The organism is Marinobacter sp. DSM 26671 (assembly GCF_900112835.1).
Classification (GTDB): Bacteria; Pseudomonadota; Gammaproteobacteria; order Pseudomonadales; family Oleiphilaceae; genus Marinobacter; species Marinobacter flavimaris.
Genome location: NZ_FONF01000004.1, coordinates 256418 through 280870 on the forward strand (window position 1 = coordinate 256418; position 24453 = coordinate 280870).

Annotated in this window: 21 protein-coding genes; 18 read left to right on the forward strand and 3 right to left on the reverse strand. The window is 59.1% G+C overall.

What is annotated here, in order from left to right:
• The first annotated feature begins 20 nt into the window (after positions 1–20).
• On the forward strand, positions 21–701 hold the full coding sequence (locus BM035_RS06625) for a winged helix-turn-helix domain-containing protein (protein WP_008175694.1): 681 nt from the start codon (positions 21–23) through the stop codon (positions 699–701).
• Entirely contained in the window at positions 688–2154 is a 1467-nt protein-coding gene (locus BM035_RS06630) for a HAMP domain-containing sensor histidine kinase (RefSeq protein WP_092030798.1), read from the forward strand. The genes BM035_RS06625 and BM035_RS06630 overlap by 14 nt, the downstream gene beginning before the upstream one ends.
• A gap of 17 nt (positions 2155–2171) precedes the next feature.
• Here the strand turns inward: BM035_RS06630 and BM035_RS06635 are convergent, their stop codons facing one another.
• Complete coding sequence (locus BM035_RS06635) at positions 2172–2453, reverse strand: hypothetical protein (protein ID WP_014578653.1); 282 nt, start codon at positions 2451–2453, stop codon at positions 2172–2174.
• Between the two features lie 302 nt (positions 2454–2755).
• On the opposite strand from BM035_RS06635, the gene greB reads away from it, so the two are divergent.
• Together greB and BM035_RS06645 are read left to right on the forward strand one after the other, a co-directional pair.
• Positions 2756–3271 (forward strand): transcription elongation factor GreB, encoded by a 516-nt coding sequence (gene greB / locus BM035_RS06640; protein ID WP_014578652.1) that lies wholly within the window; start codon positions 2756–2758, stop codon positions 3269–3271.
• A 111-nt stretch (positions 3272–3382) separates the two neighbouring features.
• A complete protein-coding gene (locus BM035_RS06645) occupies positions 3383–3832 on the forward strand; it encodes a hypothetical protein (RefSeq protein WP_092030799.1) in 450 nt (149 codons plus the stop codon).
• A 9-nt stretch (positions 3833–3841) separates the two neighbouring features.
• Here the strand turns inward: BM035_RS06645 and BM035_RS06650 are convergent, their stop codons facing one another.
• Together BM035_RS06650 and BM035_RS06655 are read right to left on the reverse strand one after the other, a co-directional pair.
• A complete protein-coding gene (locus BM035_RS06650; RefSeq protein ID WP_092030801.1) occupies positions 3842–4159 on the reverse strand; it encodes a site-specific integrase in 318 nt (105 codons plus the stop codon).
• A gap of 133 nt (positions 4160–4292) precedes the next feature.
• Positions 4293–4553: an acyl-CoA-binding protein gene (locus tag BM035_RS06655; protein WP_008175707.1), complete on the reverse strand. Its 261-nt coding sequence runs from the start codon at positions 4551–4553 to the stop codon at positions 4293–4295.
• 278 nt (positions 4554–4831) lie between these two features.
• On the opposite strand from BM035_RS06655, the gene tssB reads away from it, so the two are divergent.
• The 14 genes from tssB (at position 4832) to tssM (ending at position 24376) form a co-directional block, all read left to right on the forward strand.
• A complete protein-coding gene (tssB, locus tag BM035_RS06660; protein ID WP_008175709.1) occupies positions 4832–5329 on the forward strand; it encodes a type VI secretion system contractile sheath small subunit in 498 nt (165 codons plus the stop codon).
• A gap of 56 nt (positions 5330–5385) precedes the next feature.
• Positions 5386–6867, forward strand: coding sequence for a type VI secretion system contractile sheath large subunit (gene tssC / locus BM035_RS06665; protein ID WP_092030802.1), 1482 nt, complete (start codon positions 5386–5388; stop codon positions 6865–6867).
• A gap of 3 nt (positions 6868–6870) precedes the next feature.
• On the forward strand, positions 6871–7311 hold the full coding sequence (gene tssE / locus BM035_RS06670) for a type VI secretion system baseplate subunit TssE (RefSeq protein ID WP_062785799.1): 441 nt from the start codon (positions 6871–6873) through the stop codon (positions 7309–7311).
• 145 nt (positions 7312–7456) lie between these two features.
• A complete protein-coding gene (tssF, locus tag BM035_RS06675; protein ID WP_092030804.1) occupies positions 7457–9229 on the forward strand; it encodes a type VI secretion system baseplate subunit TssF in 1773 nt (590 codons plus the stop codon).
• Positions 9193–10209 (forward strand): type VI secretion system baseplate subunit TssG, encoded by a 1017-nt coding sequence (gene tssG / locus BM035_RS06680; protein WP_008175716.1) that lies wholly within the window; start codon positions 9193–9195, stop codon positions 10207–10209. The genes tssF and tssG overlap by 37 nt, the downstream gene beginning before the upstream one ends.
• Before the next feature lie 20 nt (positions 10210–10229).
• A complete protein-coding gene (tagH, locus tag BM035_RS06685) occupies positions 10230–11546 on the forward strand; it encodes a type VI secretion system-associated FHA domain protein TagH (RefSeq protein WP_092030805.1) in 1317 nt (438 codons plus the stop codon).
• Positions 11543–12076: a type VI secretion system lipoprotein TssJ gene (tssJ, locus tag BM035_RS06690; protein ID WP_092030807.1), complete on the forward strand. Its 534-nt coding sequence runs from the start codon at positions 11543–11545 to the stop codon at positions 12074–12076. Before tagH ends, tssJ begins: the two co-directional genes overlap by 4 nt.
• The gene (tssK, locus tag BM035_RS06695) at positions 12076–13410 is read left to right on the forward strand and encodes a type VI secretion system baseplate subunit TssK (RefSeq protein ID WP_092030809.1); all 1335 of its coding nucleotides are present in this window, start codon (positions 12076–12078) and stop codon (positions 13408–13410) included. The genes tssJ and tssK overlap by 1 nt, the downstream gene beginning before the upstream one ends.
• A 3-nt stretch (positions 13411–13413) precedes the next feature.
• The gene (gene icmH, locus BM035_RS06700; RefSeq protein WP_092030811.1) at positions 13414–14241 is read left to right on the forward strand and encodes a type IVB secretion system protein IcmH/DotU; all 828 of its coding nucleotides are present in this window, start codon (positions 13414–13416) and stop codon (positions 14239–14241) included.
• 10 nt (positions 14242–14251) lie between these two features.
• The gene (gene tssH, locus BM035_RS06705) at positions 14252–16885 is read left to right on the forward strand and encodes a type VI secretion system ATPase TssH (RefSeq protein WP_092030812.1); all 2634 of its coding nucleotides are present in this window, start codon (positions 14252–14254) and stop codon (positions 16883–16885) included.
• A gap of 178 nt (positions 16886–17063) precedes the next feature.
• A complete protein-coding gene (locus BM035_RS06710) occupies positions 17064–18635 on the forward strand; it encodes a sigma-54-dependent Fis family transcriptional regulator (protein WP_008175727.1) in 1572 nt (523 codons plus the stop codon).
• A complete protein-coding gene (gene vasI / locus BM035_RS06715; RefSeq protein ID WP_092030814.1) occupies positions 18632–19279 on the forward strand; it encodes a type VI secretion system-associated protein VasI in 648 nt (215 codons plus the stop codon). Before BM035_RS06710 ends, vasI begins: the two co-directional genes overlap by 4 nt.
• 34 nt (positions 19280–19313) lie before the next feature.
• Entirely contained in the window at positions 19314–20750 is a 1437-nt protein-coding gene (gene tssA, locus BM035_RS06720; RefSeq protein ID WP_092030815.1) for a type VI secretion system protein TssA, read from the forward strand.
• 32 nt (positions 20751–20782) lie between these two features.
• A complete protein-coding gene (gene tssM, locus BM035_RS06725) occupies positions 20783–24376 on the forward strand; it encodes a type VI secretion system membrane subunit TssM (RefSeq protein WP_092030817.1) in 3594 nt (1197 codons plus the stop codon).
• Positions 24377–24453 lie beyond the last annotated feature (77 nt).

The window sequence follows — 24453 nt, forward strand, 5'->3', positions numbered from 1 at the left end:
CGCTATCGGGAGGAGAGCCGGTGAAAGCGCTGGTAATCGAAGACGATCAGGACGTTGCAAATTATCTTGTCAAAGGGCTGAAGGAATCCGACTTCGTGGTCGACCATGCAGCCGATGGCAAGGAAGGCATGATGATGGCGGCCAGCGAGGATTACGACATCATGATTGTAGATCGCATGCTGCCGGGAATGGACGGTCTGTCCATTATCAAAACCGTGCGTGCGACCGGAAACCAGGTGCCGGTTCTGATTCTCAGCGCCCTGGGTGATGTGGACGACCGCGTGGAAGGTTTGCGTGGCGGCGGCGATGACTACCTCACCAAGCCGTTCTCGTTCACCGAATTGTTGGCCCGTATCGAATCCCTGGTGCGCAGAAATCGGCAGTCGGCGGAAACCGAAACCGTACTGCGGGTCGCCGATCTCGAAATGGATCTGCTCGCACGCACGGTAAAGCGGGCCGGCCAGAATATTGATGTCCAGCCCAGGGAGTTCCGTCTGCTGGAGTACCTGATGCGTAATGCCGGCCAGGTGGTCACCCGGACCATGTTGCTGGAGAAAGTCTGGGATTACCATTTCGATCCCCAGACCAACGTCATCGACGTACACATCAGCCGGCTGCGAGCCAAGATCGATAAGGAATTCGATACACCCTTACTGCAGACCATCCGGGGTGCAGGGTACATGTTACGTGAAACTGCTTAGCCAGCTCAGGACCTCGTCCTTTCAGCTAGCCCTGCTGTACATGGTGGTGTTCGCCACCTCGGTATTTCTGTTACTGGCCTTTATCTACTGGCGTACGGCGGGCTTCATGACCGCCCAGACCGACGAAACCATTGAAGCGGAAATCGCCGGTCTGGCGGAGCAGTATCGTGGCCGTGGCGTAAATGGCCTCATCACCATTATCCGTGAGCGTGTTGCCCGCGACCCCAACGCCAAATCCATCTATCTGCTGACCACCGATGACTTCCTGAAGCTGGCCGGCAACATCGAGACCTGGCCGGAAGGCAGCCGGTCAGAGAGCGGCTGGATCAACTTCACCCTGAACGAATCCGTCGGCTGGACGGGGCCCGAACGCCTGGCCCGTGCCCGGATCTTTGAGGTTCAGGGTGGTTTGCGCCTGCTGGTCGGACGGGATGTTGACGAACTCACCAACCTCAAGCGGGTGATTGAAACCGCCATCAACTGGGGTATGGGGATCACTCTCGCCCTTGCGCTGCTTGGTGGCTTCCTGATGAGCCGCAGCACGACCCGGCGTATCGAGGTTATCAACAACACTTCACGTCGGATCATGAACGGCCACCTTTCGCTGCGGATACCAACCCGTGGCACCGACGATGATTTCGACCAGCTGGCGGAAAACCTGAATCAGATGCTGGACCGGATTGTGTATCTGATGGAGGGCATCCGGCACGTTTCCGACAGTATTGCCCACGATTTGCGCACGCCCCTGACCCGACTCCGCAACCAGCTTGAAAACACGCTGATGTCGGTGGATAACGACGAGGCGAGGGAGCAGGCAGGCCGCGCCGTGGCGGAGGCCGATCAGCTGCTGGCTACCTTCAACGCGTTGTTGCGCATCGCTCGGCTGGAAACCCGGGGTAATACCGCCGACATGAAACCTGTGCCGCTGGATGAGTTGGTCACCGATGCCTGTGAGCTCTATGAGGCCTTGGCTGAGGACAAGGACCAGTCGTTCGAGCAGGGCCTGGAAAGCGGAGTGATGATCGAGGGCGACCGCGATCTTCTGTTCCAGATGGTCAGCAACCTGATTGATAACGCTATCAAATATACGCCGGAGCATGGCGTTATAGGGGTTTCGGTTCGGCGCGAGGGTGCCGAGGCGGTGTTTGAAGTTCGGGATAGTGGAATTGGTATTCCCGATGCCGAGAAAGACCAGGTCTTCCAGCGGTTTTACCGGGTTGGCAAGAGCCGTTCGCTACCGGGGAATGGTTTGGGTCTGAGCCTGGTGAGCGCTGTTGCTGAGATTCACCAGGGCCGGATTGTCCTCAGTGATACGCATCCCGGGGAGGAATCGCCGGGGCTTACCGTGGCCGTGAAGATCCCCGCCTACAGCGAAGCCCGCAAACGCATCCGCGCGGCCCAGGCCGAGCAGCCGACGGATTCAGCGGCCGGGGAAACCCGAACCGCCTCTTGATCCACCGGCGTAAATACTTACTGACTGGCGCGGAAACGGTTGATGCGTGACATCACGGGGCCAATCAGCGCATCCCTGCGGGACTCGATCTCGTGGGTAATCTTTTCCACCTGGGAGCGGCGACGGTTTACCCGCACCTGAATGCTGTCCCACTCACCTTCCAGATGCCTCTGCTCGGCCGCGAGAAAAGCCGCAATGTTGTGCCGATTGACCTTGCCAGTAATTCCGTACTGGTCGAGCCGGTAACCAATAGCATCCACGCCATTAAGTGCCATGTTCAGCAGCTTCTGTGTATTCATGTTGTTTTCTCCGAGAATGGAAACGTTCGAAAAGAATTTAAGCGCTACGCTATGCTCCGAACCTAGAGTCTGCAACCTAATTCCCGGGGCCGGCGTTCGTAGTTTCCCTGACCAAAACGTAATTCCTCGGCCACGCCGGTGTAATCCATGCTGTGCATAATTGAAACTGTAGCTTTGGAAGCTTGCAGATTTGTTGCTTGCTTCTCCCTCCAGCACAGCGCTAGCCTTACCCCGTTTTTACGGGGTTTTTTTATGCCCTTCCAATTTTTGATTCCCAACTGGCAGAGGACGTTGCGAGACCAATGACCCAGGTTCCCGGTAATGGCGGCCCACGCCCCAGATACATCACTCCGGAAGGCGAGCGGGCCTTGCGTGATGAACTGCAGTATCTCTGGAAGGTAAAGCGCCCGGAAGTGACTCAGGCCGTGCGGGAAGCTGCCGCTCTTGGTGATCGATCCGAGAACGCCGAGTACATCTACGGCAAGAAGCAGCTGCGGGAAATAGACCGTCGGGTGCGCTTTCTGGGCAAGCGCCTGGAAGAGCTGACCGTTGTGGACCGATTGCCGGATGACCGGGACAAGGTGTTTTTTGGTGCCTGGGTAACGGTGGAAGACGAGGAGGGTGACGAACAGACCTATCGCCTGGTCGGCGCCGACGAGTTTGATTTGAACAAAGGCTACCTCAGCATCAACTCACCGCTCGCCCGGGCCCTGATCGGCAAACGCCTTGACGACGAAGTGAGCGTTCGCACCCCGGAAGGTTGGAAGTCGGTCTTTGTCGTAGGAATTCGCTACGAGGCGCCATCCGACGACAAGTGAATGATGTCACAAAATTGGCGAGTGCCCGGGCAGGTTGTGTGATTTGTCGATAAACTGATCAAAATTTGTCACAACTGGTCGCAGACAGGATCGTCTGCCGGGGTAAATGCCATGGGTATGCGTGGAGAAGCGGGTAACGTTCAGAGCAGTGTAATCACGGTGCTTGTCTTGGCTGCAGCATTTTCTGCCGGTGCGGCGGTTGCGCAGAGCGACGCGCAGGACAGTGCTTTCCAGTACGAAGAACGCTCAACCATCCACACCATCCAGCTGAATTCCATGGAGGAAGAGACGCTGGCCAATACCGTTATCGAGGGTGGCCTTGCGGCACCGGCTGCGGGTGTACCGCTCAAACCCCGGGTTGAAGACGACTTCTACCTGGATCCCCTCGGGCTTCGACCCGGAGATAGCCGCACGGACCTCGGCCGATCACAGATTCCGGTGGAGTTCCGGTTCAGCAATCCGAAATCCATTCCCGGGCAGACCCACAGCAACAACTACGTGATCCGCCCACCCGAGAACCGCACTTACGATGCGCTTAACATCAATATGAATGAGCGTTGAGACAGGCTATCAGGCTGCGGCGCAGCCGTTGTCTCCGGCGGGCGTCTTCCCAAGTACATCTTCATAGAAAAATGCCAGGGCCTGGCTGGCCTGATTGAAACGCGCCCGGGATACCCGCATGCGATCGTTCAGGTATTCCAGAAACAGCCGGCGGTCTTCGTTGGCCAGCGCATCCGGATCTTTCATGTCGTTAAACAGCACGAACCGGGTGATCCAGTGCAGGTAGGTTTGCTCTGAGCGTTGAGTGAGCTTGTGCTTGTGTATGGCGTCCTTGACCCGTGCTACCAAGCCCGGCTGGGACTGCTCCAGCGCTTCCGTGATGTCCATAAATAACTCTTCCTGGTGAATTGGTGTTGTTATTTTGCGCGCATCTTATGACAGCTCATTTACGAGCGCAAAGCTTTATTCAGGAAGATTGACTCTGGTCATTTTTCGACCAGAGTCTGGGCTGGAACACCAGTTATTTCAGGGCTTCAAGCTTGTCAATGTACTTCTGCATGGCCTCATCGCTGGACATGCCCTTGGCCTTTTCCCAGGCATCAAACTTGGCGCGGCCGACAAAATCCATCATGCCCGGGCGCTTGCCGGACACATCGCCCTCGGTGGCCTGCTTATAGAGCGCGTAGAACTCCAGTTTCATCTCGTTGGACGGTTTGAAGTCGCCCTCGGCAGTCTGGATGTAATTCACGGCTTCGTCGAAGCGGGTTTTCAGGTCACTCATGTTGATCTCCTTATGGTTTCGTGTTGATCCTGCTCGTTGGGCGAGTATAGCCACAGCCAACAATGCCGTCATTGACTGAAGTTTCTTATGAGTGATGACAGATTGGAGATCCCGCGTATTCTGGCAAAAGCTTGCCCGGCCGCACATTCGCGAAGAAAGCTGGCCAGTTTTTGCTTGAGAATGGCAAGTGATCTGTGTAGAGTTTTGGTCGTTGCGCGCCAGGAGGGTGCGTACAAGGGATTGAACAATTGCAAATGATTTGCACAGGGAGCAAGCGCATGTCTTCAAAAGACGGTTCCGTCGCGCCTAAAGAGCGCATCAATATCAAGTACGTCCCCGCCACCGGAGATCAGCAGGCAGAAACCGAGTTGCCGCTGAAGATGTTCGTGGTTGGCGATTTCAAGGGACACGCAGAAGAAACCCCCATCGAAGATCGCAAGGCCATTTCCGTCGACAAGAACAACTTCCGTTCGGTCATGAAGGAAGCCGGCCTGACCCTTTCCACCACCGTGACCAACAAGCTGGATGAGGAAGCCGACGAACTGCCGGTAAACCTGGAATTCCAGACCCTTGATGACTTCTCTCCCGACAGCGTTGCCCGTCAGGTTCCGGAGCTGAACAAGCTGATTGAGCTGCGGGAAGCCCTGGTGGCCCTGAAAGGCCCATTGGGTAACGTACCGTCGTTCCGTTCCAAGCTTCAGGAACTGCTGGACAACGACGACGCCCGGGACAAGCTGTTGGCCGAACTGGAACTGGCCACAGACAGCAACGAGTAAGGGAACACCCGCTCATAATTTCCGACTGAATTCAAAACGTACTAAAAGGATGTGGTATGTCTGATACTGCTGTGCAGCAATCTGCTGCCTCCGAATCCGTCACTGAAGGCTCTCTCCTCGACCAGGTCATGGCCAACAGCCGCATGGCGCCGGCGGATGAGGGTTACGATGTTGCTCGCAAGGGCGTGGCAACGTTTATTGCCAACCTGCTGAAAAGAGACGAAAAAGGCCAGCCGGTCAACAAGGCCCTGGTGGACCAGATGGTAGTGGAGCTGGATCGAAAGATCAGCGCCCAGATGGATGAAATCCTGCACGCGCCCAAGCTGCAGGAGCTGGAGTCTTCCTGGCGCGGCCTGAAGCTCATGGTGGACCGCACCGACTTCCGTGAGAACATCAAGGTGGATATCCTCCACGCCACCAAGACCGAGCTGCTGGAAGACTTCGAGTTCGCGCCGGACGTTACCCAGACCGGTTTCTACAAGCACATCTATTCCACGGAATATGGCCAGTTCGGTGGTGAACCGGTCGGCGCGGTTGTTGGCAACTACGCCTTTACCCCGTCCACACCCGACATGAAGTTGCTGCAGTACGTATCGTCTGTCGGAGCGATGGCCCATGCTCCGTTTCTGTCCTCGGTGGCACCGTCGTTCTTTGGCGTCGACAGCTACCAGGAACTACCTGCCATCAAGGAACTGAAGGCCGTTTTCGAAGGCCCGAAATACGCCAAATGGCGCTCCCTGCGTGAATCCGAAGACGCCCGTTATCTGGGCCTCACTTCACCGCGCTTCTTGCTGCGGGTGCCTTACGATCCTACCGAAAACCCGGTGCGCAGCTTCAACTACAAAGAAGACGTGTCGGCAGACCACGAACACTACCTGTGGGGCAACACGGCCTACCTGCTGGCCACTCGCCTGACGGAAAGCTTCGCCAAGTACCGCTGGTGCCCGAACATCATCGGTCCCCAAAGCGGTGGTGCAGTCGAGGACCTGCCGGTGCACCTGTTCGAATCCTTTGGTCAACTGGAAGCCAAGATCCCGACCGAAGTGCTGATCACCGATCGTCGTGAATACGAAATGGCCGACGAAGGCTTCATTGCCCTGACCATGCGCAAAGGCAGCGATAACGCTGCGTTTTTCTCCGCCAACTCGGTGCAGAAACCCAAGCAGTTCCCTAACACCAAGGAAGGGAAGGAAGCGGAAACCAACTACAAACTGGGTACCCAGCTGCCCTACATGATGATCGTGAACCGCCTGGCCCACTACATAAAGGTCCTGCAGCGGGAGCAGATCGGCTCCTGGAAGGAACGTCAGGACCTGGAGCGGGAGCTGAACACCTGGATACGTCAGTACGTGGCCGACCAGGAAAACCCGCCCGCCGAAGTCCGCAGCCGTCGCCCCCTGCGCGCGGCACAGGTCACCGTTTCTGAGGTGGAAGGCGATCCGGGCTGGTACCAGGTGTCCCTGGCGGTTCGGCCCCACTTCAAGTACATGGGTGCTAACTTCGAACTGTCACTGGTTGGCCGGCTGGACAAGGATTAATCCGTGTTCCAGCACCCGGCCAGCGACGGATCGCAGGCCAGCAGCGGCAGCCTGTTCGAGAGACTCGAGCAGGCTGCTGAACCGGCTGGCCAGAGTATGGGAGACGTCACCCGCGTTGTTGAATCGATCAAGCGCCACCTGGTTCGGCTGCTGAATGCCCACCCGGGTAACAGTGCCAGCGTACCGGATCTGGGCCTGCTGGACTTCAACGACGCCACGCTCGGCACCCACGATCTGAGCGTTCAGATCCGTGGCGCGATCCGGCAGTGCATCGAGAAGTTCGAACCCAGGGTGAAGCGGGTGGATGTCGTTAATTTGCCCCAGGGCCCTGATCCGTTACAGCTGCGGTTTCAGGTGACGGTCTATCTGAACGTCGGTTCGAAAGACGACAAAACAACCATAGATTTGGTATTGGATGACAAACGTTACTACCAGGTGGTGTAACGAAACGGATAAGCAAACACCAAGGATGGCAGGAGACGGTGGGGATGCTTTTCTGCAGGGAAAAAATGTCTGAGCGTAGCGAGTTGTTTTTTCCCGGAAGAAAAGTGTACCGACCGTCTCATACTCCCAAGGATGCGGTAGCAGTATGAGGTTAAATCGATTTTACAGGGACGAGTTGAGTTTTCTCAGGCTCCAGGGCCGGGAATTCGCGGATGCCCATCCGCAGCTGACCCGGTTTCTGTCCGAGCAGAGCACCGATCCGGATGTTGAACGACTGCTGGAAGGCTTTGCTTTCCTGACCGGCAAACTGCGGGAAAAGGTTGAGGACGAATTTCCGGAGATCACGCACTCGCTGCTGAACATGCTGTGGCCGAATTATCTGCGGCCGGTACCCAGTTGCACGATCATGCGCTTCGATCCGCAGTTGCATGCAATCAGTGAACGCCAGAGAGTAGAGCGTCATACCGAGATCAAGAGCCGTCCCCTGGGCGATGCGAATCGCCAGACCCAGTGTCGGTTTCGTACTTGCCGGGCGGTGGATGTATTTCCTGTGAGCGTTGCCGCGGCACATGCAGAGCACTCACGGGAAGTGTCCTCAGTGACCGTGGACCTGGCACTGCACACCGATCAGCCCCTGTCGTCACTGGGTATGGACAGCCTGCGCTTTTATCTGGGCGGCGAGAGTCATATCGCCGAAACCCTTTTTCTTTGGTTGAACCACTATCTGGAACGCATCGATCTGGTGGTGGGCGACGCTGTTTACCGTCTGCCTGCCTCGCTTTTGCGGCCGGTCGGTTTTGGCAACGAAGAGGCCCTGTTGCCGTATCCCAAGAACGCCTACCCCGGTTACCGCATTCTACAGGAGTATCTTAGTTTCCCGGAGGCCTTCCGTTTTGTGGATATTCTCGGACTCGGGCGTCGGCTGCCAGCGCTGCAGGCCGACGAAATAAGCCTGCGTTTCCATTTCAGTCGGATATTGCCACCGGATGCAAAAGTGCGGGAGGACAATTTCCAGCTCTATTGTTCCCCGGCGGTGAACCTGTTTACCCATGAAGGTGAGCCGGTGGACCTGAACGGCCGCCAGACCGAATACCGGATTTCGCCTTCCAGCCGCTCGCCGGATCACTACGAGGTGTTCAGCATTGAGCAGGTGGAAGGCTGGCTGGAGGGACGGTCCGGGCGCGGTGAGCCCCGCATCTACACGCCCTTTGAGAGTTTCCAGCATGAGGTGGAACGGGATCGAGGACGGACCGCCCTGTACTATCGGGTCCGGGCCCGGGATAGCGTGCGCGGGGACGGCTTTGATCATTATATTTCGTTTGTCCGGGGCGACGAGTCGGAGTGCCTGAGCCGGCAGGAAGCGGTTTCCCTGACCCTCACCTGCACCAACCGCCACTTGCCCAGCCAACTGGCGGTAGGCGAAATCTGCATGGCGACCGAGAGCACGCCGGCGTTTGCCGCCTTCAGCAACATTACCCGGCCCACGGCGACCCTGCGGCCAACCCTGGATGGCAGCCTTTTGTGGACGCTGATCTCGAATCTGTCGCTCAATTACCTGTCCATGCTGGACGTGGATGCTCTGCGCACGGTGCTTCGAGTTTATGATTTCCGGGCTCTGGTGGACCGTCAGGCGGAGCGGGTATCACAGAAGCGTCTTGCTGGTATTACCTGTATCGAGACGGCTCCCGTTGATCGGATGGTCAAAGGCCTGCCGGTGCGGGGGATTCGCTCGGTATTGAAACTGGAGCAACAGGCCTTTGCATCGGAGGGTGATCTTTACCTGTTCGGCACGGTACTCAGCCAGTTCTTTGCTCTTTACGCCAGTATCAACGCATTTCACCAACTGGAAGTGGTGAACACCGATAACCAGGAACGGTACACATGGACGTTACAGCAAGGTCAGCAGCCGCTGATGTAGCCGAGCTGCAACCCGTTCTGGGCAATGCGCGGCGATACAGTTTTTTCCAGCTGGTGGACCTTATTCACCGGCACCACGGGGATGACCTGGAGCGAAACAGCGACGATCAACCGCGGCAGGAGAGGATCCGGTTTTCTGCCTCCGCGGGGCTGGGGTTTCCCGGTAGCGATGTGGTTTCGGCGCTGTCGCCGGAGCACGAGCACGCCCCGTATCAGATGGAAGTCAGCTTTCTGGGATTGCACGGCTCACAGTCGCCGTTGCCGGGCTATTACCTTGAAGACCTGGCCTGGGAAGCGGGGCAGAATCTGGGCATCCGGCGGCATTTTCTTGATTTTTTCAATCATCGCCTGGTCACGCTGTTCCACCGGGCATGGCGCAAGTATCGCTACTACGTTCGGTTTCAACCCGGTGCCTCGGACGGCTTTTCAGAGCTGATCTTTGCCCTGATAGGTCTGGGCGACAGCCGGTTGCGGGAGGCGACACCGGTGAACTGGTCCAAGATGCTGGCCTATTCCGGCCTGATGGCCGGTCGTAGCCGGTCGCCTGAGGTGGTGAGCGGCATCGTTGCCCATTGCTTCGATCTGGATGATGTCAGTATTGAACAGTGGGTCCTGCGCAAGGTGGCCATCGCCGATGATCAGCAGACCCGACTGGGCCAGGCTAACGCCTGTCTGGGCAGCGACACACTGGTGGGATCGGCCATTCGGGATCGCAGTGGTAAATTCGTGCTCCGGTTGCGAAATCTCAGCCGACAGCGCTTTGCGGATTTCCTGCCTAATGGCCAGGACCACCAACGCCTGGTCAAGCTCGTTGAGTTCACCACACGGGAGCAGCTGGCGTACGACCTGGAGCTTCAAATGCGTCCGAAAGACATCCGTCCCATGGAGCTGGGAGAAGATGTGCGGTTGGGCTGGAATTCCTTCGTGACCCCGGAAAAGGCCAGGCGCCGACCGGCGGTCCGGATCCAGATTCGCCGGTGAATCCGGCAGGGAAGATATTCATGGATGAACAACAGGCTGTGGGACTCAAACTGACAGTCACCAATCCGACTGTTGCTGGCGGAGGGGCAACCATCGACCACTGCTTCAGTGTTCGTGGCGGCTCTATCGGTACAGCAGCCAGTGATACCTGGCGGTTATCGTCCCACCGAACGGGTGCGGTTCCCGGCCACGCGGAGATCCGTTTTCTGGACGGCGGCTTCTGCCTGATTGATCGCAGTGGCCGGACCTACATCAATAGCGCAAGTCAGCCGGTGGGTCGGGGCCGTCGGGCACGACTGAATCATGGCGATACCATCAGTATTGGTCGCTATCAACTCCGTGCGGAGTTGGCCGAGGTTGTAAGTGAACCGTTGCTTGAGAGAGGTGAGGCAGATCAGGCCCGGCAACTGATTGATGTCGATGAAGGGCCGCTGATGCGGGCCGAGTACTTAACCAGCCAGACTGAGAACCCGGAGCCGATGCAGAATTTTGGCGCGGTAGCCGGGGAGGCAGTCAGTGATGACCCATTGGCACCCTGGAATCTACAGCAGGACCAACAGACGTCGGATGCTGACGCGCTGATGGGCAGCGAGACCTCCTGGCGCGCCGCCGAAAGGCAGGTTTCGGATGAGTACCGTGAAAACCGCGACGTAGCGATGGGCCTGCCAGTTCGCAAAGGAGAGAAAGACAGGATGTCTGAGATTTCAGAGAGCGCTGATCGCCGGGAGGCCTCCGATCAGAGCAGCAAGCACATCAGTGGTGCACCCCTGTTGCGGGGTATGGAAGTCGGGCTGGATTTTGCCGACAGCGACGAGATGCGTCTGTTCCTGGAGGAAGCAGGACAGACACTGAAGTCGACCGTGGAAGGCCTGTTGGCCCTGCATCAGGGAGAAGACAGCAGGCATCAGGCGCTGCGAACCCGCCTGCAACCCATTGAGGATAATCCACTGCGGTTGGGTGAGGGTTATGAGGATACGGTGCAGACCCTGTTCGCCAGCCATCGTAGCCCGGTTCACCTGTCGGCGCCGGCGGCGGTGCGGGAGAGTCTGCAGAGCCTGAATCATCACCAGCAGGCAACCCGTGAGGCCATCAGCGAGGCATTGGAGGCCATCCTGCATGCCTTTTCGCCCGAGGCCTTGCTGCGTCGTTTCCATGGTTACCGCCGGGGGCTGCGCCAGAACGAGGACGAGGGACGCTGGGCATGGGATATGTACCAGCACTATTACCGGGAGTTGAAATCCAGTCGACAGCAGGGATTCGAGCGTCTGTTCCAGGAAGTGTTCGAACAGGCTTACGACCAGAACCTGCGCCAACTACAGAGGGAGAACCCGTTGTGAAGACCTGCAAATGGAGTTTGCTGGCCGTCGTATTCGTGCTTGCCGGATGCAGCACACCCTATAACGCCGTCACCAAAACCGCAAAAGTGCTCTGGGACCCGGATATCCCGGTGGGGTACCCGGAGGATCTGCCTAGCCGGGTAGGTCTGACCATGGTGGCCGAACCGGATGCAAACCCGAATGAATCCCTGGCACCCACGCCCGTTGCGTTTCAGATCATCGAGATGCGCGACAGCTCACTACTGATGGCCGGGGATTTCGACCAGCTACTGAGTGACCTTGAGTCTTCACTGGGTCAGAACTATGTGGACCACAGCGATTACTCCCTGGTGCCGGGTCAGTTCAAGTACATCGAACCCTTCGAGATTGGCGAGGACACCCGATTTATCGGCGTGATCGCCTTTTACGCCTACCCCAACCTGTCCCAATGGAAGAAGGTGGTAAAGGTGGATCCAATCGGCGGCCGCTACAACCTGCTGGTGAACCTGCGGGAGCGGGAAGTTCAACTCAAGCATTCGGATGACACCTGATGGCGGTAATCAATCGAGTCGTCTGGAGTGATGGCCTGTTTATCAAGCCTCAACATTTCCAGCAACAGCAACGATATCTGGAGCATCAGATCAATGAACGGGCGCTCGCGATCTCCGATTATCTCTATGGCTTCAGCGACCTGGAGCTGAATGCGGAGTATCTGAGTTTCGGCCGGGTGGGCCTGGTTCGGGCATCGGGGTTGTTCCCGGATGGCACCCGCTTCAGTCTTCCCCAGGACGACGTGATGCCTGAACCGATGGAGATCACCGATGCCTCAGTGGCCAACCAAGTCGTCTACCTGGCGTTACCCCTGGGCAGTGAAAGCCTGGCTGAAGTGGAATGGCCGGACGCCCCCGTGGCCGGCCGGTTCCGTGCCGACTCACGGGAAATCCGGGACCTGCATTCGATTGACGGCGATGCCCACACCATTGATGTGGGCCGAGTGGCGCCCCGCCTGATGCTGGAGAGGGAAGATCGCAGCGCCTATGCGGCCCTGGCTATCGGCCGGATTCTTGAAAAGCGCCCGGACGGAAGCCTGGTGATGGATCCGAACTTCCTACCCACCATGCTGAGTGTGCGAGCTGCACCCAGGCTGCAGCGATTTGTCGGTGAAATGGCGGGACTGATGCGGGAACGGGCGCGCAATATTTCCGAACGTGTCGGTGCCCCTGGGCAGGGCGGCGTTGCAGACGTGGCGGATTTCATGTTGCTGCAGATGCTGAATCGCGCCCACCCCAGGTTCATGCATCTGGCTCGCCTTCGCCAGTTGCATCCTGAACGGCTGTTCGAAGCTCTGCTTGAACTTTGTGGTGAGCTGGTGACCTTCACCGATGAAGGGCGTTTGCCGAGGGAGTATCCGGCCTATGACCACGATCTCCCGGAGGATGCTTTTACCCCGCTCATGCAGGTTCTGCGGCAGTCCCTGAGCACAGTGCTGGAACCGAGGGCCCTGGCTATCCAGCTCCAGCAGCGCCAGTACGGCCTGACTGTGGCCCCGGTCCAGGATGCCCAGTTGGTCCGGGATGCGGAATTCATTCTGGCGGTCAAAGCCGACATGCCACTGGACGATCTGCGCAAGCAGTTCACTCAGCAGTGCAAGGTGGCCTCTGTGGAAAAGATCCGGGATCTGATCAGCCTGCAGCTGCCGGGGATTCCGCTTGCTGCATTGCCGGTTGCACCCCGGCAGTTGCCGTACCACGCCGGCTTCGTGTACTTCCGCCTGGACGACCAGAGCCAGGCCTGGCAAATGCTCGACAACGCCAGCGGCTTCGCATTCCACGTGGCCGGCAGTTTCCCGGGCATGGAAATGCAGTTCTGGGCAATCAGGAGCTAAATCATGGCAGATGCACAGGTAATGGACTTACCCAATGGCAGCAGAAATTCCGGCAGCAGTGCGTTCAGTGATCTGATTTTTGCCGACAGCCGGGGAGCAGCTGAGGGCGACAGGGAAGGCCAGGTCGACGAGCATTTTCAGCTCAGAGGGTTGGAACATAACCGCCTGATTGACGCCGCCACACCATTGCTGGGCCTGGTGATCAGGATACGCAGGTTGGCAGACTATCGCGCAGTGGAAATCCTCTACCAGCAGGTGGTGGATGAGATCTCGGCCATCGACCGGGAACTGGTGGAACAGGGTTACGACCGGCCGGTTGTTGTCGCCTATCGGTACGTCCTCTGCGCCTTAATCGACGAGGCCGTGCTGGGAACCGACTGGGGCGCCCATAGCATCTGGTCACAGCACTCCCTGCTGTCCCGCTTCCACAACGAGACATGGGGTGGAGAAAAGGTCTTTGCCATTCTTGCCCGGATGGAGCAGGAGCCGGCCCGTTATCGCGACATGCTGTCGTTTATCTATCTGTGTCTCTGTCTGGGTTTCGAGGGGCGATACAAGGTGATGGAAAACGGCCGCGATGAATACGACCAGATTGTACGTGGCCTGCACGAGCAACTGAAAGCGTTACAGGAGGAGCAGGAACCGGCGCCTCTTGCGGATGCCCGGGCAAATGTAACGCCAACCCGGAACCGGTTGCGCAGCGGCATGCCTGTCTGGGGCATTGCTGGTCTGTTTGTGGCGGCCATGGCCGGCATCTACTCGCTGTATAACATCGCACTGAACGAGCGCATCACGGACGTATTGCGCGTACTCGACCAACTACCGAAATAAGGACATCAACGTGATTCGGGTAGAACTGCCAGCGCTGATCGGGCGCCTCAACGACATGTCACGCCAGGCGCTGGAAGCCTCGGCCGCTTTGTGCATCAGCCGTCAGGGCGCGGAAATCACTCCGGCCCATTTGCTGTTCAAACTGCTGGAAACGCCGTTTTCCGACGTGCGCCAGATTCTGGAGCACACCGGCCTTGAGCATCAGCAATTGCAACCGCTGGTAGGCGATAGCCTGAACGGAGAGTCGCAAAGCGCTGAGCCCTACCCATCGTTCTCTCCGCTGTTGGTGGAGCTGATGCAGGATGCCTGGCTGCTGGCTTCCACCGAACTGGGCCACACCGAATTGCGTTCCGGCGCGGTATTCCTGGCCCTGCTGATGAATGCCGATCGATACCTGATGCCCCGGGTGGCAAAGGCAATGGTGGACATCAATCGTGAGCAGCTGCGCAAGCAATTTGACCGGTTCACCGAGGGCTCCGCGGAGAGACTGGAACCAAGCGAGCAGGAACCCGGGCAACCAGTGGCCAGCGTGGATCTGGACCCGCTCAAACGCTACGCCACCGACTTCACCAGACTGGCCCGGGAGGACAAACTGGACCCCGTGGTTTGCCGTGACGCCGAGATCGACCAGATGATCGACATCCTCTGCCGCCGCCGCAAGAACAACCCGATTGTGGTGGGCGATGCCGGCGTGGGCAAAAGCGCCGTGGTGGAGGGCCTGGCTCTGCGCATCGTCAACGGCGACGTGCCTGACCGTCTGAAGAGCGTTGAGCTATGGACCCTGGACATGGGGGGGCTGCAGGCGGGCGCCTCCGTGAAGGGCGAGTTCGAGAAACGCCTCAAAGGCGTGATCGAAGCGGTCAAAGGCTCGGCTACCCCGATCATCCTGTTCATTGACGAAGCCCATACCCTGATTGGCGCAGGCAACAGCGAAGGCGGCTCTGACGCTGCCAACCTGCTCAAACCTGCCCTTGCCCGGGGCGAGCTGCGTACCATCGCAGCGACCACCTGGCGCGAATACAAGAAATACTTCGAAAAAGACCCAGCCCTGAGCCGCCGTTTCCAGCCTGTGGCGCTGGATGAGCCCACTCCCGTGGAAGCGGTCCACATCCTCCGTGGCTTGCGCACCGTCTATGAAAAAGCCCATCAGGTACTTATCGCCGACAGCGCCCTGAAAGCCGCCGCCGAAATGTCTGCCCGTTACCTTGCCGGCCGTCAGCTACCGGACAAAGCCATCGACGTGCTGGATACCGCCTGCGCCCGCGTTAGCCTGAATCTGAGCACGCCGCCCAGACGCCTGAGCCGCGTCCGAAGCGAGCTGCATCAGTTGGCCATGGAACAGAACCTGCTGAGCCGGGAACACACCCTGGGACAGACCGTGGATGCCGAACGGGAACGGGAACTGGAACAGCGCGTTGCCGGGATCACTGTTGAATCTGCAGCCCTGGAACAACGCTGGAACGACCAGCGCGAACTGGTGGCACGACTGGTGGAGATCCGGGAAAAGTTGCTCACCGGCGAATCGCAGGCTGAAGCGAATACCCCTGAATTGACCGATGGGATAACAGAAGAACGCCCGGACCTGAAAAGCGAAGCCGCCGCCATCGAGCAGGAACTGACGGAACTCCAGGCCGACGAGCCGTTGGTTCACACCCGGGTTGACGCCAGACAGGTGGCCGAAGTCATTGCCGACTGGACTGGTATTCCGGTCAATCGCATGACCACCGACGAACTGGAAAAAATCACCCATTTGCCGGCGTATCTGCAGGAGCACATCAAAGGCCAGGACACCGCCATCGACTGCCTGCACCAACACCTGCTTACCGCCCGCGCCGACCTGCGCCGGCCCGGCCGCCCCATGGGCGCCTTCCTGCTGGTGGGACCCAGCGGCGTTGGCAAAACCGAAACCGTGGTACAGCTGGCTGAACTCCTCTACGGCGGTCGTCAGTTCCTTACTACCATCAACATGTCCGAATACCAGGAAAAACACACCGTCTCCCGTCTGATCGGCTCGCCCCCCGGCTATGTGGGTTTTGGTGAAGGCGGCATCCTCACCGAAGCCATCCGCCAGAAACCCTACTCCGTGGTCTTGCTCGACGAAGTCGAAAAAGCCCATCCGGAAGTCCTCAATCTGTTCTACCAGGCATTCGACAAAGGCGAACTGGCCGATGGCGAAGGCCGTCTGATCGACTGCAAGAACGTCGTCTTCTTTCTCACCTCCAACCTCGGATACCAGACCATCGTCAACCACGCCGAGTCGCCGGCCAGCCTGGACGAAGCTCTCTACCCGGAACTGGCCAGCTTCTTCAAGCCGGCCTTGCTGGCAAGAATGGAAGTGGTGCCCTACCTGCCTCTTGGCGAGGAAACCCTCAACCGAATCGTTGGCGACAAACTCCAGCGCCTGGCAGACCAGATCAAGGGCCGCTACCACACCGAGGTGGAACTGGAAGAAGGACTTATCGAGGCTATTCGAATCCGTGCGACAAGAAGTGAAAATGGCGCAAGGATGCTTGAGTCGATCATAGAGGGTGAGTTGTTGCCGCCTGTTTCACTCGCGTTGCTGGAGAAACTGGCGGCGAGGGAGCCGGTTACAAAGGTGACGTTGGGTGTTGAAGATGCCAGATTCACGGGAATGGTGGTTTAGGGCCACTCCAAAGTAGCGCAGCGTGGGGTTCGGCTTTTCAAAACCCTGCGGAGCCATGGATGGCGGAGCGGAGCCTACAGGGACGTATTCACGGCGTGTTTTGGAAAGCAAATCCGCACGGTGTGCGGTTGGCGAACACAAAAGCATAAAAATCTTAGGGAAGAGAACCATGGGACGGATGCAGATGGAACTGCACACCGGAATCGACCTGGCGGTGGCCCTGATCCAGCAAGACAACCTGCCGGATCTGCTGAAAACCGCCACAAGACAGCTGGAAAACGCCTTCGGCCTGACCCGCTGCTGGGCACTCGAACTCGACCTCAGTGGCCGGACCCTGCACTGCAGCGACCTCGCCGAACACGGCGAATTCGACTGCGGTGACTTCAGCCACCCCTTTGCCCACGTGCTGCAAACCGGCAAAGCCCGGGAACTTACCCGTGCCGCCAGCTACCGCCTGGACCACGTCGGCTTCCAGGCCCTGTTTGAGGCCAGCGACCGGCCGCGTTCCCTGTGGCTTGAGCCCCTCACCGGTAATGACGGCCGAACCCTGGGGGTGCTCGTACTGTGTCGGGACGAACCCGACTGGGACGGCATTACCGGCCAGCCTCTGTATTGTGGCCTACGGCAACTGCTGGTTCATCAATGGATTACCCAGCTTCAGAGCCGTGATCAGGTCTGGCAGCGTCGCCTGCTCAAGCGCTCACTGGATCATTTGCACGACGCCGAAACCGTTCGCACCCGGTGCGAACAACTGGCCCGAACCCTGGTCGGCAACTCCCAGGTCATGACCAGCCTCCGGGCCCAGATCGTCCGGGCCGCCGGCAGCCAACTGTCCGTTTTGGTGCAGGGTGAAACCGGCTGTGGCAAGGATGTGGTCGCCCGCGGTATCCATGAACTGTCCGACCGGGCCGACGGCCCGATGGTGGTGGTCAACTGCGCCGCGATTCCCGATACCCTCCTGGAAAGCGAACTTTTCGGGCATACCAGGGGAGCGTTCTCAGGCGCCGACCGGGACAAGCAGGGGCTTCTGGCACAGGCCAACGGCGGCACCCTGTTCCTGGATGAAATCGGCGACATGCCCTTGGCCCTGCAGTCGAAGCTGCTCCGGGTGTTGGAGAGCCGTCAGTTCCGCCCACTGGGCGCCCGTGAGGAACAGCACTCCGATTTTCGCCTGGTAGCGGCCACCCACCAGCCGCTGCAGGCAGGTATCGAAGACGGCAGCTTCCGGCGGGACCTGTTTTATCGCCTGAGCCAGTTTCCGCTGCGGGTGACGCCCTTGCGGGAGCGCCCCGAGGACCTCGAAGCCCTGAGCCGTCACTTTATCCGCCTGTATACCGAGCGTGAGGGTAGCGGGCCCATGGGCATTTCCAGCCACGCTCTGCACCTGCTGGCTGGATACGACTTCCCGGGCAATGTCCGTGAGCTGCGCAACATCATTGAACTGGCCTGCCTGCAGACCCCGGGCGGGGATGATATCCAGCCGGAAGTTCTGAGGATTAATGACCTGTTTGAAGAGCCCGATGGCTGGACCCGCGCACCCTCGGATGCCAGAGACAGAAATCCCGTTGATCTACCTGCTGTGGAAGAGGTCCGGGATCTTAAAGTCGCGGCACAGGCCTTTGAAGCGGCAATTATTCGCGAGCGTCTGCGCCAGTATGGTGGCAACCGGGCCCAGGCGGCAGAAAGCCTCGGCCTGCCAAAGCGGACCCTGGCCCACAAGTGTCTCAAGTACCGGGTGACAGAGTCATGATTCCCCGAAGAGTGCGATTAACCGGTGGTATTGCAGCGGCATTGGCGCTGCTTTCGCTGGTCTCCAATGCCAGCGCTGACCAGCTTGAAGATGCCCGACTCTGTACCAGTGAGCCCCAGCGACTTGAACGGCTGGCCTGCTTTGACGAGGTTTTTGGTACTCCCCTGGCGGCATCCGGCGAGGAACTTGCGGCCCCGGATGCCCGGCGATCCGAGCGATGGCGACAGGCCTACGCCAGCCTTGATGCAGAAAATGCCGGTGCCGGTGTGCTTTACCGGAATACCGGGCGAGCAGCTGGCCACCTGGTGACGGTTCCGGCTCTGGGCGTTCAACCTCCCAGACCTCTGCTGGCCCTTCAGTGCTACAACAACATCACGGAACTCACGCTGATGCTGCCCGAGGCAATGGACGAGCAGCGGATTCGGCTGGGGTTTGGCCGGGGACAGACCGTCTGGCGGGTGCGGGACAACGGTTTCGTGCTCAGCGGCGGCCGGGGACTGCCAGCCATTCGTACCGTGAAAGCCATGATCGACGGCACAGAGGCGCGCATTGACTCGCCCAACGGTCGCATTGATGGCCTGCTGTTTGATCTCTCGGGATACCGCCGGGCCATCGAACCGCTACGCGAGACCTGTGGCTGGTAAATGCCGGCTGAACACAGCGATTCAGGACAGCAACATGCAGATCATTGAGCAACATCCCTACGTTGAACAGGTTGTCTCACCATTGCCCGGCGATTCCGGTGTCGGCGAGGCACTCGGAGACGATGCAACGCTCGAGTCTCTGGAAAACGAGATCATGAAGGTGGGCTCTCTGGCCCATACCGACATCGACTGGAGCAAGGTTGAAAGCGATGCCCTGACGATTCTCTCGGACCGCAGCAAGGATCTGAAAGTGCTCGGTTTTCTTCTGGTCGCCCTGCAACGCGGTGGTGATGGTGAACGGTTCGCCCTATCCCTGTACCTGCTGCACCGGGTGCTGGACGAATGGTGGGAGCAGGCCTGGCCCTACCCTGGAGAGACGGGCAAGCGGGCACGCAAGATGATGTTCACCCAGATGCTCCAGCGCGCCGGCAAAGGCGTCGACGCCCTGGCGTTTGATGGCAGTGTTGGCGACGGTCGGGCGTTCTGCCTTGAACTTCTGGCCAGATTGATGGACCAGGCCACTGGCCGGGAGTTACCCGAGGAGTCACTGCAGGATCTTAAACGGGCGGTTGAAAAGCTTCCCAGGGTGAGCGACGCCACGGCAGCCCCCGAACCCCGTTCGCCGGCAGGATCGGTCAACCAGGATTCTGGAACGGAAATGCCAGAGCAGAAACCCGCATCGTCGAAGGCTTCCCTTGGGGCACTCACCCTGGACCCGGGCGATGAGCGAGCAACCCGGCAGAGTCTTCTGAAAGTCGCGGACATGCTCACCGAAACCGGGCCGGACCAGCCTCTGGGTTACCAGATTCGCCGTTACGCCATCTGGCAGAACATCACCACGGTACCGCCGACACGGGATGGAAAGCGTACCGATCTTGCCGCCGTCAGTGCCGATCGTGTGGCCGACTATCGGGAAGCCCTGGAAAAGTCCGCCGACCTGGCGTTGTGGCAGAAAATCGAGCAGAGCTTGTCCGTCAGTCCGTTCTGGCTCGACGGCCATTGGTTGAGTGCCCGGGTAGCGACAGCCCTGGGCCATCATGCTTGTGCTGAAGCCATCCGTGTGTCTGCAAAGGAGTTTGTTGAGCGGCTTACCCAGTTGCCGGAGCTCACCTTCAACGATGGCACGCCGTTCCTCTCCTGCGAGGCGGAAGAGTGGCTCTGGTCCGCGCCGGCGACTAGTGGTTCCGCCGGCAGCGCCAACGCCTGGGAGCAGGCTTATGACAAAGCTCGGGATTTTGTTTCACAAAAGGAACTGGCTGCCGGGATGCAACTTCTGGAGGACGGGCTGGCAGAAGCGAGAGAACCAAGAGACCGCTTTTACTGGCGTCTTGCCAGCGCCCGTTTAATGAAAGACGCAGGCCTTAAATCGTTGGCCGCGCAGCAGGTCCAGGATCTGCAAACGCAGGTTCGCGGGCTGGCTCTCGAGGACTGGGAGCCAGCCCTGATCAGGCAGCTTGAAAAGCTGGGCTGATCCCCGGAGCACACCAAGGAATCACAGCAGGAATGGAAACCATGTGGAGAAAAGCTTTACTCATCTGTCGCTGGCTTTTGCCATACCTTAAAAATGCAGCCCCGGTCACGCTGACACTGGGCGTTATCGCCTTGCTGGTGGCCACCTGGTGGCTGGGGCCCCGCTGGGAGCTGAGTGGTGAGTTTCCATTGGCGGCCTGGCAGATGCGGGCCCTCGTAACCCTGGGCGTTGTCCTTGTGGTCGCGATGATGTGGGGCATGGTGCTGGCGCGCCGCCTGCGCAAGGTGAATGTCCAGCAGGCCGAAGTGCAGAAGGAACAGGAAGATCCGATTCTGCCGATGGAGCGCAAGCAGCAGCGCCTGCTGGATCGCCAGCTGGCGGCCCTGAAAAGCAACCTCCCCGGCCGCAAAGGCATTTACCGGCTGCCTTGGTACCTGGTGATGGGCCTGGAGGATGCTGGCAAGACCAGCCTGATTCAACGCTCCGGGCAGACCTACACGCTCACCAACGTAACCCGCAACAATCGGGTGGATCGCAATGCCTTCGGTTTTGACTGGTGGATTGGCGATGAGGGTGTCCTTATCGATCCGGATGGTGAACTGCTGAGCCAGAGTCAGGGTGAGGGTGCCGGTGCGGAGATCCAGCAACGTCTTTGGAATCATTTCATTGCCTGGCTTGAGCGAAATCGCCCGCAACGCCCCCTCAATGGTGTGGTGCTGGCCATTGATGTGGCCAGTCTCAGCGTGGCAGACCCCGGCCAGAGGCGGGACCGTGCCATCCTGTTACGGACGCGCCTGAGGGAACTGATGGAGCAAATCGGCTCCCGCCTGCCCGTTTATGTCACTTTCACCAAGATGGACCTGCTCTACGGTTTTGGCCCGCTCGTGCGGACCTTGAGCAAGCAGGAGAAGGAACAGGCTCTTGGCTTTACCTTCAGCCTCGAAGGCCAGATGGACAACGACGATTGGCTGCACCAGTTCGCGGACCGATACACCGCCATGGTTGTGCGGCTTACCGATCGCTTGCCGGATGTTCTGGCCAATACCCGGGACGCCGAGGAGCGGGCAGCAGCCTACTCTTTTACTCGCCAGCTTGCTGGCCTCAAGCCTGTTCTGGAGCAATTCCTGACCGATTTGCTGTCTGCGGATGTGTTCTCGACACCTGCGATGGTTCGCGGCACCTACTTCACCTCGGTGTTGCAGGAGGGCGTTCCGGAGGATGCCTTTGTCTCAGCAGCTGCCGCCAACTATCAGATTGCCGGACCCATTCAGCCTGCTCAACGGACAGGGCAGTCCGCTGCCCTGTTTACCCGGGCACTGTTCCCCCAGATCATCTATCCGGAGGCGGGCCTGGCCGGTGATAACCGACGGGTGATTCAGTCCCGCCAACGGCGGCTGGCCGTGGCCGCCGTGGTGGCCATTTGTGCCGGTGCGGGTATGACCGCCGGCTGGCAGCATTTCTTTATCAAGAATGCAGAGGCCGCGACCGCCGTGGAAACCCGTGTTAAGGGGTTCATCGATAACTGGCAGCCGGTGGGCTTTGAACCGGATAACACCGGACGGAATTTGCTCGGCCCGCTGGATGAACTTCGTGAGGCGACCCTGGCCTTTGGCGATTATCGCCGGAACTGGCCGTTATTCAGTGATATGGGCCTGTACCGTGGCCATGAGGTTGGCCCGGAAGTAGAAGAATCCTATCTGGATATGCTGGCATACCAGTATTTGCCAGCCCTGATGTTCGGTGTGATGGCCGAGATGGGCCAGGCGCCGGACAACAGCACTGAGCGTCTGGAGCACCTGCGGGTGTTGCGCATGTTGTATGACGCCAGTGGTCGTCGCGACGATATTGTTACCCGCTACATGCAGCACCATTGGCAGGAGGCGTTCCCCGGCCAGAGTGAACTGCAGCAGCGGCTACTGGGTCATCTGGACTATGCCATGGCGCATACCGATCTGGCACAGCTCACTCGCCAAGGGGATGCAGTTGCCGATATGACTTTGGCGCCGTTTCGTAGCAGCGTCGAGTGGGCACAACATGAGCTTGGTCGGATTGCTACGCCAGACCGGGTCTATAAGGATCTGGAAATTGAAGCAGAACAGGAATTTCGGGCACCGTTGGAACTGGCCCGGGCATCCGGGCCGGCATTCAGCACGGTGTTCACTCGGGTGGATGGGTATGGCGAGCCATCCCAATCTGGGGCAGCGGTCGAGGAAGACCCATTGACTATCCCCGCGTTGCTGACGCGGGAGGGGCTTGAGAAGTGGTTCCTGCGCAAGTCCGGCTCGGTAACGGAGCTGGCCCTGGTAGACGCCTGGGTGTTGGGCCGCCGGGACAACGTCGATTTTAGCAATGCGGATGAAGCCAGGCTGCTGGCCAGTTTGCAGACCCTCTATGCTGAGCACTACGCCGAGGCCTGGCGTACTGCCTTGAGCCGCATCGATATTCAGCGGTTTGAGGACCTGAACCACGGCGTACGCATTCTCGAGAGCCTGACCAGCGGCCACGAGCCCCTGGCAAGCCTGCTCAGGCAGGTTAGCCATAACACGCGTCTTGTTCCTTCGGCAGAAGGGGAGAATGCCGCAGCTCGTGAGCTTCTGGAGCAGTCACCCCATTTCCGCATGCTGCAGGATATTGAACGCCAGTTTGCGGAGCTCAACCAGTTGACCCGGGAAAATGGAGATCAGGCAACCGGGCTTGAGCAGATCATGCTGGTGGTCGGGGAACTTCACGAGTACATGCGCAACATCCAGGAAGCGCCAGACAAGGGCAAGGCTGCGTTGGCTGCTGCCCGGGCCCGCATGGGCCTGCAGGGTGCCGACCCGATCTTCACCCTGCAGCGCATGGCCGATAATCAGCCGGAGCCTCTAAACCGGCTTCTGACCCGGTTGGCCACGGAAAGCTGGCGAGTAGTTCTGGACCAGGCAGTGGCGCAGCTGGAGCGTGAGTGGTATCGCGAGGTATATCAGCCTTTCCAGCAGAATCTGGCCCGACACTACCCGTTTAATCCGGATTCAGGGCGGGATGTTGCACTGCAGGACTTCGAACGCTTCTTTTCCCCGGGCGGGGTTTTGGACGCCTTCTATCAGGACAACCTGAAACTGTTCCTCGAGGATCACCCGGAACAGGTGGGCGATGCTCGACGTGCCGGCCTGGTGCGCGGAGCGGTACTGACTTCCCTGGAAAATGCCGACCGAATCCGCAGGGCCTACTTTACCCGGGGTGGTTCCCTGGATGTGGAGTTTGCCCTGGAACCGCTCAATCTCTCAGCCAACAAACGCCGCAGCGTGGTTAACGTGGACGGCCAGCTGGTGGAGTTCAGCCACGGCCCGCGCCAAAGCATTCCGCTGGTCTGGCCGAATACCCTTCGGGACTCTGTGGAGAGCCGTATTACCCTGGTGCCGGTCCAGGTGAATCGTTCGCCGCGCAGCCTCTCGGAAAGCGGCCCCTGGGCGCTGTTCCGACTGCTCGATAGCGCCGAGATTACCGGCGTGAGCAGTAGCGCGGTGGATGTGCGGTTCCGGGTCGACGACGGTGAGATGCGTTATCGCCTCCATGCGGCCAGCAATACCAACCCGTTCACACAGCAACTACTGGCGGGGTACCGCATACCCCGCAGCTTGTATTAAACTCTGCCACTAAAACAGGGCCGCCCTGATGAGAGCAGGATGTTCTTATCAGGGCTGGGCCTTCGCACAGGATGGTG

Excerpts from the sequence above, each read along its gene's own strand:
- greB (WP_014578652.1), top strand. The coding sequence starts at position 2,756 with ATGACCCAGGTTCCCGGTAATGGCGGCCCACGCCCCAGATACATCACT.
- icmH (WP_092030811.1), top strand. The coding sequence starts at position 13,414 with ATGGCAGATGCACAGGTAATGGACTTACCCAATGGCAGCAGAAATTCC.
- BM035_RS06645 (WP_092030799.1), top strand. The coding sequence starts at position 3,383 with ATGGGTATGCGTGGAGAAGCGGGTAACGTTCAGAGCAGTGTAATCACG.
- tssF (WP_092030804.1), top strand. The coding sequence starts at position 7,457 with ATGAGGTTAAATCGATTTTACAGGGACGAGTTGAGTTTTCTCAGGCTC.
- tssA (WP_092030815.1), top strand. The coding sequence starts at position 19,314 with ATGCAGATCATTGAGCAACATCCCTACGTTGAACAGGTTGTCTCACCA.
- tssK (WP_092030809.1), top strand. The coding sequence starts at position 12,076 with ATGGCGGTAATCAATCGAGTCGTCTGGAGTGATGGCCTGTTTATCAAG.
- BM035_RS06650 (WP_092030801.1), bottom strand. The coding sequence starts at position 4,159 with ATGGACATCACGGAAGCGCTGGAGCAGTCCCAGCCGGGCTTGGTAGCA.
- tssM (WP_092030817.1), top strand. The coding sequence starts at position 20,783 with ATGGAAACCATGTGGAGAAAAGCTTTACTCATCTGTCGCTGGCTTTTG.
- BM035_RS06655 (WP_008175707.1), bottom strand. The coding sequence starts at position 4,553 with ATGAGTGACCTGAAAACCCGCTTCGACGAAGCCGTGAATTACATCCAG.
- tssB (WP_008175709.1), top strand. The coding sequence starts at position 4,832 with ATGTCTTCAAAAGACGGTTCCGTCGCGCCTAAAGAGCGCATCAATATC.
- vasI (WP_092030814.1), top strand. The coding sequence starts at position 18,632 with ATGATTCCCCGAAGAGTGCGATTAACCGGTGGTATTGCAGCGGCATTG.
- BM035_RS06710 (WP_008175727.1), top strand. The coding sequence starts at position 17,064 with ATGCAGATGGAACTGCACACCGGAATCGACCTGGCGGTGGCCCTGATC.
- tagH (WP_092030805.1), top strand. The coding sequence starts at position 10,230 with ATGGATGAACAACAGGCTGTGGGACTCAAACTGACAGTCACCAATCCG.
- BM035_RS06635 (WP_014578653.1), bottom strand. The coding sequence starts at position 2,453 with ATGAATACACAGAAGCTGCTGAACATGGCACTTAATGGCGTGGATGCT.
- tssC (WP_092030802.1), top strand. The coding sequence starts at position 5,386 with ATGTCTGATACTGCTGTGCAGCAATCTGCTGCCTCCGAATCCGTCACT.
- tssG (WP_008175716.1), top strand. The coding sequence starts at position 9,193 with ATGGACGTTACAGCAAGGTCAGCAGCCGCTGATGTAGCCGAGCTGCAA.